Source organism: Pantoea sp. nfd-35 (genome assembly GCF_056892255.1).
In genome coordinates, this window is the sequence record NZ_CP122404.1 from 91,564 (window position 1) to 106,221 (window position 14,658).

Annotated in this window: 13 protein-coding genes and 1 pseudogene; 6 read left to right on the top strand and 8 right to left on the bottom strand. The window is 49.3% G+C overall.

What is annotated here, in order from left to right:
- Positions 1–62 precede the first annotated feature (62 nt).
- Complete coding sequence (gene fhuE, locus P9J57_RS20855; RefSeq protein WP_028716048.1) at positions 63–2,276, bottom strand: ferric-rhodotorulic acid/ferric-coprogen receptor FhuE; 2,214 nt, start codon at positions 2,274–2,276, stop codon at positions 63–65.
- Positions 2,277–3,453: 1,177 nt separating this feature from the next.
- Here fhuE and P9J57_RS20860 point away from each other — a divergent pair.
- Positions 3,454–3,849: an H-NS family histone-like protein gene (locus P9J57_RS20860; RefSeq protein ID WP_013028069.1), complete on the top strand. Its 396-nt coding sequence runs from the start codon at positions 3,454–3,456 to the stop codon at positions 3,847–3,849.
- A gap of 61 nt (positions 3,850–3,910) precedes the next feature.
- Here the strand turns inward: P9J57_RS20860 and P9J57_RS20865 are convergent, their stop codons facing one another.
- From P9J57_RS20865 to P9J57_RS20875, 3 genes and pseudogenes are all read right to left on the bottom strand, one after another.
- A complete protein-coding gene (locus tag P9J57_RS20865) occupies positions 3,911–5,011 on the bottom strand; it encodes a tyrosine-type recombinase/integrase (RefSeq protein WP_028716049.1) in 1,101 nt (366 codons plus the stop codon).
- Positions 5,012–5,444: 433 nt separating this feature from the next.
- Positions 5,445–5,646, bottom strand: a pseudogene (locus tag P9J57_RS20870) (methyl-accepting chemotaxis protein); the annotation flags it as partial.
- Positions 5,647–5,776: 130 nt separating this feature from the next.
- Positions 5,777–6,070, bottom strand: a complete 294-nt coding sequence (locus P9J57_RS20875; RefSeq protein WP_033766331.1) for a hypothetical protein — start codon at positions 6,068–6,070, stop codon at positions 5,777–5,779.
- A gap of 636 nt (positions 6,071–6,706) precedes the next feature.
- On the opposite strand from P9J57_RS20875, the gene P9J57_RS20880 reads away from it, so the two are divergent.
- Complete coding sequence (locus P9J57_RS20880) at positions 6,707–6,949, top strand: ParD-like family protein (RefSeq protein WP_013028065.1); 243 nt, start codon at positions 6,707–6,709, stop codon at positions 6,947–6,949.
- Positions 6,949–7,734 (top strand): type I methionyl aminopeptidase, encoded by a 786-nt coding sequence (gene map, locus P9J57_RS20885; protein WP_013028064.1) that lies wholly within the window; start codon positions 6,949–6,951, stop codon positions 7,732–7,734. The genes P9J57_RS20880 and map overlap by 1 nt, the downstream gene beginning before the upstream one ends.
- Before the next feature lie 98 nt (positions 7,735–7,832).
- On the opposite strand, the gene P9J57_RS20890 is transcribed toward map, so the two are convergent.
- Both P9J57_RS20890 and P9J57_RS20895 read right to left on the bottom strand, forming a co-directional pair.
- Positions 7,833–8,891: a diguanylate cyclase gene (locus P9J57_RS20890; protein WP_029569632.1), complete on the bottom strand. Its 1,059-nt coding sequence runs from the start codon at positions 8,889–8,891 to the stop codon at positions 7,833–7,835.
- 189 nt (positions 8,892–9,080) lie between these two features.
- Positions 9,081–9,392 (bottom strand): hypothetical protein, encoded by a 312-nt coding sequence (locus P9J57_RS20895; RefSeq protein ID WP_014333049.1) that lies wholly within the window; start codon positions 9,390–9,392, stop codon positions 9,081–9,083.
- A 170-nt stretch (positions 9,393–9,562) separates the two neighbouring features.
- Here P9J57_RS20895 and P9J57_RS20900 point away from each other — a divergent pair, with 170 nt between their 5' ends.
- Positions 9,563–10,249: a RipA family octameric membrane protein gene (locus P9J57_RS20900; protein WP_014598185.1), complete on the top strand. Its 687-nt coding sequence runs from the start codon at positions 9,563–9,565 to the stop codon at positions 10,247–10,249.
- Positions 10,250–10,538: 289 nt separating this feature from the next.
- On the opposite strand, the gene P9J57_RS20905 is transcribed toward P9J57_RS20900, so the two are convergent.
- Positions 10,539–11,360, bottom strand: coding sequence for a Cof-type HAD-IIB family hydrolase (locus P9J57_RS20905; RefSeq protein WP_014604586.1), 822 nt, complete (start codon positions 11,358–11,360; stop codon positions 10,539–10,541).
- Between the two features lie 223 nt (positions 11,361–11,583).
- Between P9J57_RS20905 and P9J57_RS20910 the strand changes: the two genes are divergently transcribed.
- Positions 11,584–12,843 (top strand): DUF1479 domain-containing protein, encoded by a 1,260-nt coding sequence (locus P9J57_RS20910; protein WP_483279547.1) that lies wholly within the window; start codon positions 11,584–11,586, stop codon positions 12,841–12,843.
- A 36-nt stretch (positions 12,844–12,879) separates the two neighbouring features.
- On the top strand, positions 12,880–13,638 hold the full coding sequence (locus tag P9J57_RS20915; protein ID WP_483279555.1) for a DeoR family transcriptional regulator: 759 nt from the start codon (positions 12,880–12,882) through the stop codon (positions 13,636–13,638).
- Positions 13,639–13,643: 5 nt separating this feature from the next.
- Here the strand turns inward: P9J57_RS20915 and P9J57_RS20920 are convergent, their stop codons facing one another.
- The gene (locus P9J57_RS20920; protein ID WP_013028057.1) at positions 13,644–14,651 is read right to left on the bottom strand and encodes a LacI family DNA-binding transcriptional regulator; all 1,008 of its coding nucleotides are present in this window, start codon (positions 14,649–14,651) and stop codon (positions 13,644–13,646) included.
- Positions 14,652–14,658 lie beyond the last annotated feature (7 nt).

The following is a 14,658-nucleotide window of genomic DNA, read 5'->3' on the forward strand; positions in this document are numbered from 1 at the left end:
GGGGAAAAAGCAGGGGAAGCAAGCGCCCCGGGTGAGGCGCTCACTGGTGAAAGTCCGCGTCTTCAGAAACGGTAGCTGGCAGTCACAGAGACGTTGCGGGGTTCACCGTAAACGATGTCCCCCGCAACATTCGTGTCATAGGTTTTATCAAAGAGATTATTAATATTCCCCTGAACAGCAAAATTTTTCGTCACCTGGTAGCGGCTAAATAAATTGACTAACGCATAGCTGCCCTGCTCAGCACGCCACGTTCCGTTTCCTTCCGGTGCCGAATTATCGCTCCAGACGTGCGTTTGCCATTTCACTCCGCCACCCACAGTCAGATCAGGGAACATGGGTAAACGGTAGCGCGTAAAGACGTTTAACTGCGTTCGCGGTAAGTCGGGTTTTACCGCCGTGCCATCACGCTGTTCGGCAATATAACGCGTGCCTCCCAGGGTCATCTGCCAGTTATCTGTGATTGCGCCGTTAATTTCGAATTCAATTCCTCGGCTTACCGTGCCATTTTTGCCTTCATACGCTGACTCGGTGGTACCCGGAATAATGCGACCGGTGGTCTGTGCCACATTATCCAGCTCAGCCCGAAAGACCGAGACTGACGTGGTCAAGCGGCTGTCGAACCAGTCAGATTTAACGCCGGCTTCGTAGTTCTTACCAATAACCGGCGCCAGATAGGCACCTGAGAGATCACGATATGACTGCGGTTGAAACACGGAAGTATAGCTGGCGTACGTTGACCAGTTCTCATCAATGTCATAAATCAGACCCGCATAAGGCGTGATGTTATTTTTTTCCATATCGTTGGTCAGTGTATTTTTGCTCCAACGGGTGTAACGTGCGCCCAGTATCAGATTTAACGGATCCGCCAGTGAAATACGGGTGGCAAGGTAGCCCGAGCTTTGTCGGGTAATATCCTGCTGGGACAGGGTGCGCGCCGCCCAATCCGTTTCCGGGAACTGGCCGTCAAAAAGGTTAAAATTCCCCAATTCTTCTGGCGAGATATTCGCAAAAGTACCGTAGTAAGTGTTTTTTTGTTTGCTGTAGCTAACACCGACCATTAATTCATGGGTGCGCCCGAAGAGTTGATAAGGGCCACTGGCAAAAGTATCCACAGCATCGACTTGACGTTTGGCTGCATTATATCCCGTGCCCGCAACGACAGGATAATCCGCATAGGGAGAAACGCCTGCACCCGTATTTTTGTCAAAATAGCCGGCGATATACATCATTTTGCTGTTAAGCGTTGACCGATCATGGGTGCCGTTAAGGGTCCATTGCCATCCACTTGCAAAAGTGTGTTTGAGCCGGGCAAAAAGTTTTCTGCTCTCTTTATCGTTGTAAGTCCAGTCAGGGGCGGTATTAAAGCCGCGACGAAAATGGGTTTTACTACCGTCTGTGTACCAACGCGGTAAACCGCCCCACATTGGGCTGTCAGTATTCAGCTGCTGAAATTCATAGCCTGCAGATAATGTGGTGGCGTCATTGAGATCGGCATCAATCACCCCATAAACAAATTTCTTTTCAGCACCATAACGCTCAATAAAGCTATTATTATCCTGATAACCCGCAATCACCCTGCCTCGAACATTTCCTGCAGCATTCAACGGGGACTGCACATCCATAACGTAACGCTGTTTATTCCAGCTGCCATAGCTGGCGGATATCTCGCCTTCTGGCTGATGACTGTCGGCATGTTTACGTACCATATTAACGGCAGCGGAAGGATTACCGGCACCGGTCAATAACCCGTTTGCACCCCTGACCACTTCAATGCGTTCATATAATGCGCTATCCGTCTGTGCATCACCCAAATTCCAGCGTTCTTCGAATACAGTAGGAATACCGTCAATCAGGTAATTGTCGATTAAAAACCCGCGAGAATAATAGGTCTTACGATCCATATCCGCTGTGCTGGTCTGAATAGCCGTGGTGTTGTCCAGAACATCATTTAACGACTGTAGCTGTTGGTCTTTCATGCGCTGCGCGCTGATGATGCTTACAGACTGAGGAATATCGCGCACGGTCGAAAGTAACTTATTGCCCGCGCGGGTAACAGGTACGCTGTAGTCCGAGGAAGTATTTTCGGAAACCGGCTGTTCAGCCGCAGTAACGATAAGCGTCGGGTTGCTCGTATTCACATCCGATGGCGTCTCTGCAAACGCATTATGTGAAGATACGCCTGCCACAAGGGTTGCCAAAAGTGATAAGCGTGAGGGAACCAGAGGAAAAGTGGGCTTCACGCGATCCCTGTTCAGGAGGGGGATATTCAGAAACATTCTAACGCCTCGTTTTCTTTTTTTTAGCTGCCACTGCCCTGCATCAGTCCCAGTTAACTACCGTGCGGGCTGGCCATCAGGAATAAGGACAAAAACAACAACATGTAAAAACAAATGAGAAATATACTCATTTAGATTATCATTGCAAGTTATTGTTAACATTTATCTTTAAAAGCGTCAGAAAAGCCGATGTGTGTATTCTGTTGATAATGCAGATGTTTTAGCGCAAGTCGGGCACAGTACTTCTGAACCCGAGCGCGTGACGTAACGCTGAAATTAGCTGGCCTGGATATTTTTGAGCCATCCGTTTTACCCCTGTGTGAACAGAATTATTTCTCACACTCGCTTATGTCTTTTTTCCTTATATATAATGCGGTCATTATCTGAGACAGGTGAACTGCAGGTTTAAACAATATGGAAAAAATGGGTAAAGGCTGTTATTGACAACGGTGATGTGAACGTTATTGCCCTTATTGACGCTTCGCTTATGTTCAGATAATACAGACTTATGGCCGTTGGGTTGACAGAGAAAACGTTCAGCCTGGCATGAAGCCTGGCACAGGTTACAGGTTGCTTTATCGAGTTTGTGTAATTGCGAAATCCGGAATGCTATTTTTCTCAGATCGGGTAAAGCCGTTTCTCATCTTTGCAAAGCAGCCAACAGCTGCAACGGTCGGGTTATGGAAGGTTCGAGGGATGTCTGGCATCAAAATCAGGGTTTACATATAACAAAACGTTATCCTCAATAGCGGTTTTTTTAGTAAGGCATTTCGTCCGCTCAGACCAGCTTTTATTTAAGGGTGGCTATTATTAACTATACGTTATCATTTCTCTCTGACGAGACAAATCACATCATTCCAGGTTTACAACGTGACGACAAATCAAGATAGCCAGGTATTAGGTTTTGATTTTCATTGATTTTTTAACTTAAAAAAGAGATTCTATAATTCATGTTGTGTAGAACCTGCTCGCCTTTCATTGGCATGAGGCGGTTTAAATATGTTTAAAACATCAATGTATTCCTAAACTTTATGCCGTTTCTCAGGTTCTGAAAGTCAGTAATAATCTTTACAGTAACAAATTTGTACATTTCGGACTGAAGAGATATTTCCTTCTGGGAATATTTTTCGTAGAATGGCTCTGTTTAAAATATTCGCTGTAATTTAAGGATTAATCAATGGATGCGCTCAAAGCATTAAATAACCTTCGTATTTTACGTGCACAAGCCCGGGAAATTGAGCTTGATGTGTTAAATGAGATGCTCGAAAAGCTTTCTGTCGTTGTCGCTGAACGCCGTGAAGAAGAAGAAGCTGAGCAAGCCCTGCTGCGTGAAAAAGCAGACAAGCTGGCTAAATATAAAGAAATGCTGATGAATGACGGCATCGATATTTCTGAGCTGATGGATTTACCTACAGAAACTAAAACAAAAGCTAAACGTGCTCCGCGCCCGGCTAAATATCAATATACCGACGAAAACGGTGAAAAGAAATCATGGACAGGTCAGGGCCGTACACCATCGCCTATTAAAAAGGCCCTGGATGCAGGCGGTTCTCTCGATGACTTCCTGATCTGACATAATTAAGCGGTGTTGATGAGGACACCGCTTTTTTATTGGAAACAGCCTGACTGTCCCGTTAAAGGCTCATGACCATGACAGAGGAACTGTCTAATTTCAGCCTTTCACCTTCATAACGATGATGTAGAAAATGGTAACTATCACTGTTGATAATTACCTGTAATGATTCCGAATACTTTTCCAGTGCAGCGCGCATCTGCACGACATAGTCGTGCGTATCGTAAACACGATCTATCCCTTCTAATGCATGATTCATGATTTTTCTTGCCACGTCGTTTGGCGTGTCCAGTGCAGATAACTTTGAGCGTGCCGTTCGCCGCAGGTCTCGTGGTGTAAAATGTTCCAGTCCCAGGCCGCGCGGTGCGCGCAACATGCGTCGCAGAGCCTGATTAAGCGCACCTTTTGACAGCGGTTGCATCACATCGCGTGGTGCCGGTACCAGCCAGGGCGAAGCAGGATCGCTGGCCTTTAACAATGACTCGATACACAGGCGCATCAGGGAAGAGACCGGCAACGTATGTTCACGTTGCGATTTGTTTCGCGTACCTTGTTTCCACAGCCCTGACTGTAAATTAAATTCTGCTTTACGAGCCTGAACGATCTCGTCTGGTCGTCGCGCGCTCACCAGGCAAAGCCGCAGTGCCCAACGGGCCTGTTCAGAAAGCGCCCAGTTGTCCAGCCCATGCCAGAACACCCAAATCTCAGCATCCGACAACTGTCGACTGCGCGGTGAGGCCGCACGGCCTGCAATGTCACGTTTTTTTATTGAAGCAACAGGGGAATGCTCAAGATAACCCTGCATTTCTGCCCAGGATAAAAACTGTTTTGTCAACGCGAATACGCGCCTCGCCTCTTCCTTTTTACCCTCTGAAATCAGTATGTTATATAGTCTGTTTAGTCGTAATCGCGTCAGATTCTTCAGCGGGAGTGAGCCAATATTCGGTAAGACATGCCGGAGAAGGGAGGAAATCGCGATTTCAGGACGGCGACGCGTAACGAGTAATGACAGCTTTACCCAGACCTTAATGACCTGCTCGACCGTGCCCTCGTCACCAAAATTATCGACTTCAGACAGCGAAGCCTTTCTGATCTGCTCCAGCCATACCATAACGTGATGGCCGACATGGGGCGACCTTGTATTTATGCTGATTTCAGCCACTGCCCTTCCCAGATAATAAAGCCGTATTGCAGATTCTACCTTTCTGCCGACTGTGACTCCAGACCTGTTAAGTCTGGAGTCACAAAGACGTCGCTACGCTGATTCTGAAAAGGAATCAAGGCAAATATGCAAAACGGCAATGACTGTGTTAACGCCTCGACGCTACGCAGAGACACTGCCCTTCCCCGTGACATTCGCCAGGAGAGACGTTTTTCTTCACGCCGGCATTGCCGTTGGGATTTTCAGAGGGGAATGAGGTGTTCACTGCCCGGCACTTAACACGCCGAAGGATGTGGGCGGGCTTTACGCGGCGCTGTGCAGCAAGCGCAACATGGCGTTGCCCCGTCATCGCTGACGAGACAACGGGAAACACGTTAATGACGGGGCGGGCGCGCTAAGCGGAGGTTTTCACCATAGCGTACATCTGCTCAGATTAAGATTGCGAGACTGGAGAGGATTCTTCGACAAATACAGCGTGCGTTTGCGTGGCAGCATCCATCTGGCTAACGGCAATACTGACCTGAAAAATGTCCTGCCTGTATTGATAAGGACAGCGAAATATTATCCATGGCATCGGCAAGCTCACCGGCGATACCGACAATTCTCAGAATACGTTTTCCGGTGCCGGTTGCCACGATGGGCTTATTCATCTCATCCCTCCTGAACGAAGAGGAATACGTTAACTCCCTGCACAGATCCGCGATTGTGTTAACCTGGCAATACAATCACGTTTTTTATTGTGCGCAGAGATATCGGGATAAAACGTCAGCTTTTACTGAAGGTGTAGTTAAACACTTTGCCATTTTTTGTCTGTACCGTGAGCGTTTCACCTGCCGAGGTAGCCAGCGCTCGGGCTTTACTGTATTTCCACATCAGTAACTGTTGTCCGTTGGGATACGGGGATTCCGTGTCAGGCGGGCCAAACATCGCGATCAGATCCGCTCGGGTTGTCAGGCCTGGCCTGATTTTCTGAACGGTTGCTGTATCAACATTGCGACCCACTGAGCTGGAGCATGCGGCTAGCGCAAAGATCAGACCTGTGACGAAGAGTGCTCTCATAAGGTTAATCCCGGTGGTTAAGTGCAACGTGAACACGCGTAATCCTTTTATGATGCCGTTTTAAGGCGTAAAGCCCCGGATAAAATACCACCGCCTGCGTTAAACCTCCCGCACATTACCGCCACTCTGCGCAATCCACACCGCGTCTTGTCAACGGACATCCGCAACCGGCCTGTAACTGAAGCAGGAGCAACAATCAGACAAAAACAAATCTCTGTCTGATTGTACCCAATCCATGAATTGCAGACCTCAGCGCGATGGCCAAGACGGAACAGGCGTGATGCGTCAATATCGCAGATTTTCAACAGTAGATTATGGTTCATGATCTGCTAAGTAACATGAAAAGTTAACCTGGGTAATACCGCATAGGTTTATGAAGTTTAACCCGGTCAGAGAATGGTGTTTGACTTTGCTGATCGGTCACATCAAAGACTAACTCTGCCCGGCACGCCAATAAAAGGCGCGAGATCAGAACAGATTAAATACGCACTCAGACTGTGTCATTAAGTTAGAAATTCATCGCGCTACCGGAAGAATGGCGCTTTAAGCATTTTATGACCGGTTAATTCAGCTTTCACTGTCACCGCAAAAAGCGTAACCTATATATAAAACGTATACATTACATATAGGCTTCACATGGGCATTGTAAAAATATCCGATCTGATGCATGAAAACTTACGCATCGCCAGCCAGGCGATGAGCCGCTCAATAAATGCGCAGGCTGAGCACTGGTTAAAACTGGGCATGCTGGCCGAGCTGTATCCCCAGCTGACACAACACGAGCTTGCTCAAACATTAATCCGCATCGAAATGAACGGCGGTGCCGATATTCGCCAGGTACTACATCATGCCGATTTAACCCCACAAGGAGAAGTGTAATGGGGAACGTTAAGATCCATTCTGCAGAAGAGATTGAAAAAGCCCGTGCTGCCGGGCACGCTGCCGCCCAGGTGCTGGCGATGATCACCCCTCATGTACGCCCGGGGATCACGACAGAGCAACTGGACGATATCTGTCATGATTTTATTGTCAATGAACTCAACGTTACGCCTGCCAATATCGGTTATCACGGTTACACCCGTACCACCTGTACTTCCGTTAACCATGTTGTTTGCCACGGGATCCCGGCGGCCAAAACATTAAAAGAAGGTGATATTGTGAATATCGATGTCGCCATTATTAAAGATGGCTGGTATGGCGATACCAGCCGAATGTATTTTGTGGGGACGCCATCCGTGCGTGCAAAACGGCTGGTGGATATTACCTATCAGTCCATGGTTGCAGGCATTAAAACGGTTCGCCCGGGCGCGACACTGGGCGATATTGGCGCCGCTATTCAGCGCCTTGCTGAGAGCGCGGGTTTTTCCGTGGTTAGGGAATATTGCGGTCATGGCGTCGGCGAGATTTATCATACCGAACCTCAAATTCTTCACTACGGCACGCCGGGCGAAGGAATGCCTTTACAGGCAGGGATGATTTTTACCATCGAACCCATGATCAATGCTGGAAAAGCAGGGACCAGTGTGCTTTCTGATGGCTGGACGGTGGTTACAAAAGATCGCTCGCTGTCTGCCCAGTGGGAGCATACCGTCGCCGTCACCGAGACGGGCTTTGACCTGCTCACGCCCTGGCCTGAAGGCACTGGCGACTATCCGGCTATCTGATACTTATGCCGCCTCAGAGGAGGCGGCATTGATGACGGTCTGGTGATGCACTACGGGTGGACGTTACCGAACCCCGCGATGCGTTGTTCCGCTGGGGATCAGGCCCGCCATAATTTCAGGCCATCCCGCCCTGATCGTTTCACTTCATATAACGCTTTATCAGCGCGCCGCAGCCACTCATGTATTGAGTCGGCTTTATCAGCACTGGCAATGCCAATACTGACGGAACACCTGAACGTTACAGAAGCAGGCAGGCGTAATTGCCCAATATTTCTTTGAAGCGATTCGGCCAGTCTGATGATGTCAACGTCATTCGAATCACGAATGATAACGCCAAGTTCATCTCCGCCAAACCGTGCCGGAATGTCTTTCATACCTACGCTGTCACGTAACAGGCCGGAAATTTCAGCCAGCAAAAAATCCCCGGCTTCGTGACCGAATGTATCGTTAACGTTTTTAAAATGGTCGACATCTATCAGTATCAGATACGCTCTGGTGTCACCCCGCAAGGTGCGCAAAAGCTCGCTTTCAAGCCGGCGTTCGAACAAACGACGATTAGGGATTTCCAGACCGGGATCCATCAGCGCAATTCTCTCCAGCTCACGGTTCTTCTGACGCAGGCTCAACGTCAAATTGTGTGATACAACGCTGAGTGCCAACATATAGAATGTGGCCAGTGGAAGGGTAAGCCACGCTGTGCGCGTACTAAACTCCATCAAAACCGGCGCGCCTTCAATCGTCCATACCAGGATAAAGGCAAACAGAAATGCCTGCGCTGCAGAGAGCAGCTGAGGCCAGCCTCCTGCGGCGTAACGGTCGGCCATCAAAACCGCGATGATGACAAAGGACGGCATAGGACTCACGGCCATCAGCGCAATCCAGATACCGCCAAATGCGGCATCCAGCGTTAAATTTGAACGCTCCCGCGCGGTGGAGTCCCGTGATTTTACGGCAAGGCGGTATGCCAGATAAGGCCAGATAAGAACGTTGCTAATCAGTAATACCAATATCGCTGGTTCTTTCCCCAGTTCCAGGAGAACGGATGCAATCGGCAAAAAACATAAAAGCGTGCCAAGCTGGCGCATGGCAAACATGCGACGGACAAATCGCGTGGATCGCATTTTAAGATGATGATCATCAGGTGAGTAATAGGTCATTCGCACGCGTAATTGACAATATATTTAGCGCAGTTTATCCACAAAAAACGCCCTGCGCTTTAATTTTTAAGACTTTTACCCTTTATTTGTTATTGCCGTTAAGATGACTCATGCCGATGACTTGCCCGGGTCCACATGGCCCAACGATCCATGTTATATCGTCAGGCCTTAGCGCGACTGGGCGTTATTTTATCTTCTGCGGCCTTTAGCCACTGAGGCGGACCAGTTGAAATCGCCGACTTCACTGGCCGTTAGCGAAGAGGGTTTCTTTTTCCTGAGCGGTTTTTTACTTTCTTTTTCTGCTTTTAACTTTTCATTAAGAAGTTTATCGGCCATGACCTGCTGACGAGCTTCGCTATTTAACTCTTTCTCTTTTTTTGCATCAGGTTCTTTGCCGGTGCGTTGACGGTGCTTCTGCATCAGGTTTTGAAGAACTTCATTAACGGCGAGTCGCTCTTCATCACTGAACTGATCGATGGAAATCATTTTCTTGTCATTCATAATCGCTTTCCTCGTGGTGAGTTCATAAGCAGTGTACATCATGCCGTGCTCGCAAAGCGCATTACCTGCGAGTTAAGTGGCTCAGTCTGACAAGGTTAATCACGTTAAGCAGGTATCATTTCCCTTCAGGCAGACTAAAATAAGCGGAAATTTCAACGAGAATCGACGTCATGAAAATTCCCCTGCACAACGACCACAAACCTTTTATCACTGCCCTGCTGGATGAAACGGTAGAGGCGATTGAAATGCACTCACCTCAGGCTGAACATATCGAACGCGCCTTTACCGTCGCCCTCCAGCAACAGAACCGCGAAGCAGAGGCGGACTGGAAGCGCACGATAACCTTTTTGGCGCTATTCGTTTTTCTGTATGCCGCACTGGGTGCCTCATTAACGCTGGACCTGAGCCCGGCTGGCGCAAGCCACAAAAGCATTGAGTATGCTCTGGAGGCTGTTCCGGTACTGATTGCCTTTTCAGGCTTTTTTATCTCCGTACTGTATCTGTTTATTGTTCGCGCAGGTTCACGCCAACGCCGTAACTGGCAAAAAACGATTTTGATGCTGGAAAAATACACCCTCGGGAACCTGTTTAAACTGACGCACCAACAAGGCGCCGGCACCAGCAACTATTCACTCTCATCGATTATGCTTGCCCTTTCCCTGTTCATTTGCCTGACCTGGTTGATTATCTATAACTATCTGACCTTCACCACCAGCGGCGTATTCGGTAGCGTGATTTCGTTATTTATTAGCACGATGGTTTACGTCATTCTGGATATTCAACTCCTCAAGCCCTGGCTGTCCGTTGCTGAAGCGGAGCCGTCAGGCGCTGAGGATGAGAAGAAAGCGGATAAATAATGCCTGCCCGCCCGGCCTGGACCGGGCTTTTCGTGATTTTCTTGCCCAGACAAAGACGACGTCGATCTAACCGAACGGTGTTAAGAAAATCATTTAAAGTATGTTGTAACTATTACCATTAACCTGTCTTTGCATGCGGTTTCTTTGCGCGGCACTGACATCCCCTGCCAGCACCTTATACAGTCCGAAAAGATCAGAAGCAGGCAAAATAAGTGACAGCGTCACGTTAAGTTTGTTTTTGAAGAGGCTCCCCTTCCGCGCTCATGATTGAAAAGCCGCCATTGCGGCGTTAATCAAAAGGGAATTCGCGCGCCAGCACTCTGGCAATGACGTTTAGCGCCCCTTCATCCTGATTGCTTTCCGTTTTAAACCGCGCAACGGCTGAAACCGACTCAACAGCATTGGCCATTGCAAAACTGAAACAGGCCTGGCGCAACATTTCGATATCGTTTGCACTGTCGCCGATGGCCACCACCTCACAATCGCTAATGCCCCATTTTTGTTGCAGCAAAGCAATACCATGTGCCTTGTGACAGCCTGGAATAATCAGGTCAATAAAGCCATAGCCGCTCGATACGGGGTGCATAATATGATCGATTTCACCGAGCTGGTTATGCAGACGATCCATCAGGCTGTCTATGCCTTCGTTGGCCAGGTTAAGCGAAAACTTAAAAATGGTGTCATCGATATCATAAAGATTATCGCGCTTTTCAAGTCGGTAATAATGATTGTTAAGCATCTGAATAACGCTGTCTGGCATTGAAGAATGGACATAAGCGCCCTTGCGTCCACAAACGACAGTGCTGATATCCGGCTCTTTTGCCAGGATATCCAACACGCGGTGCACGCTTTCCTTTGCCAGCTCACCACAAAAAATTTCATCATCGCCTTCTGATACCCAAGCACCATTTTCGGCAACAAACGCGATGTCGTTTTTGATGTCAGGAAAGTAGCGCTGTAGCTGATAATATTGATTGCCACTGGCGACAACAAAGTGAATACCTTTTTGCTTTAGCAGGGCGTACTGGCGTGAAAAGCGCTGGACGTTGTACTGCTTGTTTTCGTCCAGAAACGTCCCATCCATATCCACTGCAATCATCCTTACTGCCATTGTCATCCCCCTTTTTCCCGGCCTGAACAGGCTCACTCATTTTTAAGCTTACTCGTTGAAGGGGATAATGAGAATTCCAGTCATCAAAAATCCTTCTGTTCGCTCACATTGTGCGCCAGTTCCGGTTTTCACCAACAGCAATCTGTTAAACATAGTGCTGACTTTCGAATGAAATGAAATAAACCTTCATATGTAAAATGAAAACACTGTTAAGGGCGCAGTCATGAATGTAAAGCTTCAGCACACAGCGTTACCCACGGATATTTCAGCCGCCATCCGCCAGTTTAAACAGCAGATCCGTCAGCAGATTGGCGATGTTGAAGGCTTATTCAGGCAGGTTTGCCAGAGAACCGAGCAGGCGATAAGCGACGCAAAAGCGGAAGAGCGGCTAAACGGCAGCGCCTGGCCGGTTATTTCACCCGAGGAGATCACGCAAGGGCTGACGCCTGAAACCCGAGAAAGCATCAAGCGCCGTGGCTGTGTGGTGGTTAAGCAGCATTTCCCACGGGAACAGGCGCTGGCATGGGATGCCTCCATGCTGCGTTACCTGGACGAAAATCAGTTTGATACACAGTACCGCGGCCCGGGCGATAATTTTTTCGGCAGCCTGGAAGCATCCCGCCCTGAAATCTATCCCATTTACTGGTCTCACGCACAAATGGAGGCGCGCCAGAGTCCTGAAATGGCCCAGGTGCAGTCATGTTTAAATCGCCTGTGGACGTTTGAATCCGGGGGCCAGCAATGGTTCGATCCGGACGTGAATCTTATCTATCCGGATCGCATTCGTCGGCGACCGCCAGGAACGACCTCGAAAGGGTTGGGCGCACACACTGACTCCGGCGCGCTGGAACGCTGGCTGTTGCCCGCTTACCAACGCGTTTTTCGATCGATTTTTGACGGCAATCTTGAGCATTACGACCCGTGGCATGCCGCACATCGCAGCGAAGTGGATGAGTTTGATGTTCCGGATACCACAAAATGCTCGGCTTTCCGGACGTTTCAGGGATGGACGGCGCTGTCCGATATGATGCCGGATCAGGGCTTACTGCACGTGGTTCCCGTACCGGAGGCCATTGCATATGTGCTGCTGCGCCCATTGTTATCGGATGTCGCTGACGATGAATTATGTGGTGTTAAACCGGGGCGCGTACTCCCGATTAGTGAAAAATGGCACCCGCATTTGGTAAAAGGATTATGCTCCGTGCCGGCGATCACCGCAGGCGATTCGGTATGGTGGCACTGTGACCTGATTCATGCGGTCGCACCGGTTGAAAATCAACAGGGATGGGGAAACGTTATGTATATTCCCGCGGCGCCAATGTGTGATAAAAACCGCGCTTATGCGCATCAGGTGGCGAGTGCACTTGAGCAGGGTCATTCCCCTGCTGATTTTCCGCCTGAACATTACGAGGCCGGCTGGAAGAACCGGTTTACCCTCGCCGATCTCAATTCGGTGGGTAAACGTGGACTGGGTTTAGCCTGAAACCAGCGAGACTCAACGTCAGAGCAGAGAACCATGATGAATACGCGTCAGCAGAAAATTATTGAACTGGTTAATACCCGAGGCAACGTCGCCGTCAGCGAACTGGCTGAGCTGGCCGGTGTGTCGGAGGTTACCATTCGCCAGGACCTCAACCTGCTGGAAGAAAAGCGGGTTTTACGTCGGGTTCACGGTGCGGCTCAGGCATTAGACAGCGACGACGTTGGCGTGCGAATGCATACCCGCTATGGGATAAAACTGGCGCTCGCCCGTTATGCAGCCGGGCGGATTAACGATGGCGAATCTGTATTGATCGAAGGCGGCAGCACCAACGCCCTGCTGTCACATATGCTGGCCAGCCGCAAAAATTTGACGTTAATCACCGTAAGCCATTATATCGGCCATCTGCTTAAAGACGCGGCCTGTGAAGTCATTATTCTGGGCGGCATGTTGCAAAAGCGCAGCGAATCAATGACGGGGCCCTTAACCCGGTATTGCGTACAGCAAATGCACTTCCATAAGGCCTTTATTGGTGCAGATGGCTGGCACCCGGAAACCGGCTTCACCGGCCGGGATATGCTGCGATGTGATGTCGTGGATGCCGTGCTGGCTAAAGGTGCAGAAAGCTACGTTCTGACCGATAGTTCTAAATTCGGGCAGATCCATCCTTATCCCCTGTCTTCCGGTTTTCAGCCCGGTCACGTCATTACGGAAAAGGGGCTTTCTCAGGACGTGGTGGCCGGACTCACGGCGCAAGGTATCGGGTTAATACAGGTCGCGATCGACTCAGCACAGTAAAGGCATCAGGTGATGCCGGTAATGGAATCACGCACAACGAGGCTGCCCTGATAGGGAGTAAACGGCGTTAATTCACCGCCATCCAGCATAAAGACCAGTCGATTAATGGTGTCATTGATCATATCGGTAACGGGAAATTTAACACTGGAGAGCGCAGGCGTTATATAAGGGGCCAGCGGAATGTCATCAAAGCCAATGACCGAGACGGTTCCAGGTACAGCAATATTATTTTCTGTAAGCTGTTTGATCGCCCCGATAGCCATTTCATCATTGCTGGCGACGATAGCACTAAAGGGCTGTCCGCTCGCCAGCAATGTTTTCACCGCCAGCATCCCACTTTGCGCCGTCCATTTGCCCTGCACAATTAGCTGCTGATTCGCTGCGATTCCCTGAGTGTGAAGCGCGGTTTTATAGCCCGCAAGTCGCTCCTGACTGGTCGGCGAATCCAGTGATCCCGTAATAAATGCAATATTGCGATGGCCCTGTTCAATCAGGTAACTGACGGCCCTCTGGCTGGTTGCCTGCTGATCGCTGTAAATACAGAAGCTGTCATTAATTCGCAGACGACGATTAATGACCAGCACAGGCTGCTTGTGCTGCGAAATAATCGCATCCAGCTCGTCGATGCTGAGAAAACGCGGATAGATGATAACGCCATCGCAACGTAAATCGAGCAGAAACTGGATGGCAGCGCGCTCCTGCTCAGCGGTATGTTTGCCATCGGCCAGGATCAACTGCCGATTTTGCTGCTCCATAATTCTGGCAGAGTGAGACATTAACTCACTGAAAATGTTGCCACTGTACAGTGTGTTGGTTACAACCAGCCCGATGGTTTGGGTACTTTTATTTGCCAGATTACGTGCCAGCAGATTAGGTCGATAGCCTGTCTCCGCAATGGCCAGCAAAACCCGTTCCCGCTTCTCCTGCCCTACATAACCCTTACCTGACAACACCCGCGAAACTGTCGCTTTTGAGACGCCGGCGCGTTTTGCTACTTGTGAAATGGTTGTCATGTTATCG

Excerpts from the sequence above, each read along its gene's own strand:
- P9J57_RS20900 (WP_014598185.1), top strand. The coding sequence starts at position 9,563 with ATGAAAATTCCCCTGCACAACGACCACAAACCTTTTATCACTGCCCTG.
- fhuE (WP_028716048.1), bottom strand. The coding sequence starts at position 2,276 with ATGTTTCTGAATATCCCCCTCCTGAACAGGGATCGCGTGAAGCCCACT.
- P9J57_RS20890 (WP_029569632.1), bottom strand. The coding sequence starts at position 8,891 with ATGACCTATTACTCACCTGATGATCATCATCTTAAAATGCGATCCACG.
- map (WP_013028064.1), top strand. The coding sequence starts at position 6,949 with ATGGGGAACGTTAAGATCCATTCTGCAGAAGAGATTGAAAAAGCCCGT.
- P9J57_RS20880 (WP_013028065.1), top strand. The coding sequence starts at position 6,707 with ATGGGCATTGTAAAAATATCCGATCTGATGCATGAAAACTTACGCATC.
- P9J57_RS20915 (WP_483279555.1), top strand. The coding sequence starts at position 12,880 with ATGAATACGCGTCAGCAGAAAATTATTGAACTGGTTAATACCCGAGGC.
- P9J57_RS20910 (WP_483279547.1), top strand. The coding sequence starts at position 11,584 with ATGAATGTAAAGCTTCAGCACACAGCGTTACCCACGGATATTTCAGCC.
- P9J57_RS20895 (WP_014333049.1), bottom strand. The coding sequence starts at position 9,392 with ATGAATGACAAGAAAATGATTTCCATCGATCAGTTCAGTGATGAAGAG.
- P9J57_RS20875 (WP_033766331.1), bottom strand. The coding sequence starts at position 6,070 with ATGAGAGCACTCTTCGTCACAGGTCTGATCTTTGCGCTAGCCGCATGC.
- P9J57_RS20860 (WP_013028069.1), top strand. The coding sequence starts at position 3,454 with ATGGATGCGCTCAAAGCATTAAATAACCTTCGTATTTTACGTGCACAA.
- P9J57_RS20920 (WP_013028057.1), bottom strand. The coding sequence starts at position 14,651 with ATGACAACCATTTCACAAGTAGCAAAACGCGCCGGCGTCTCAAAAGCG.
- P9J57_RS20905 (WP_014604586.1), bottom strand. The coding sequence starts at position 11,360 with ATGGCAGTAAGGATGATTGCAGTGGATATGGATGGGACGTTTCTGGAC.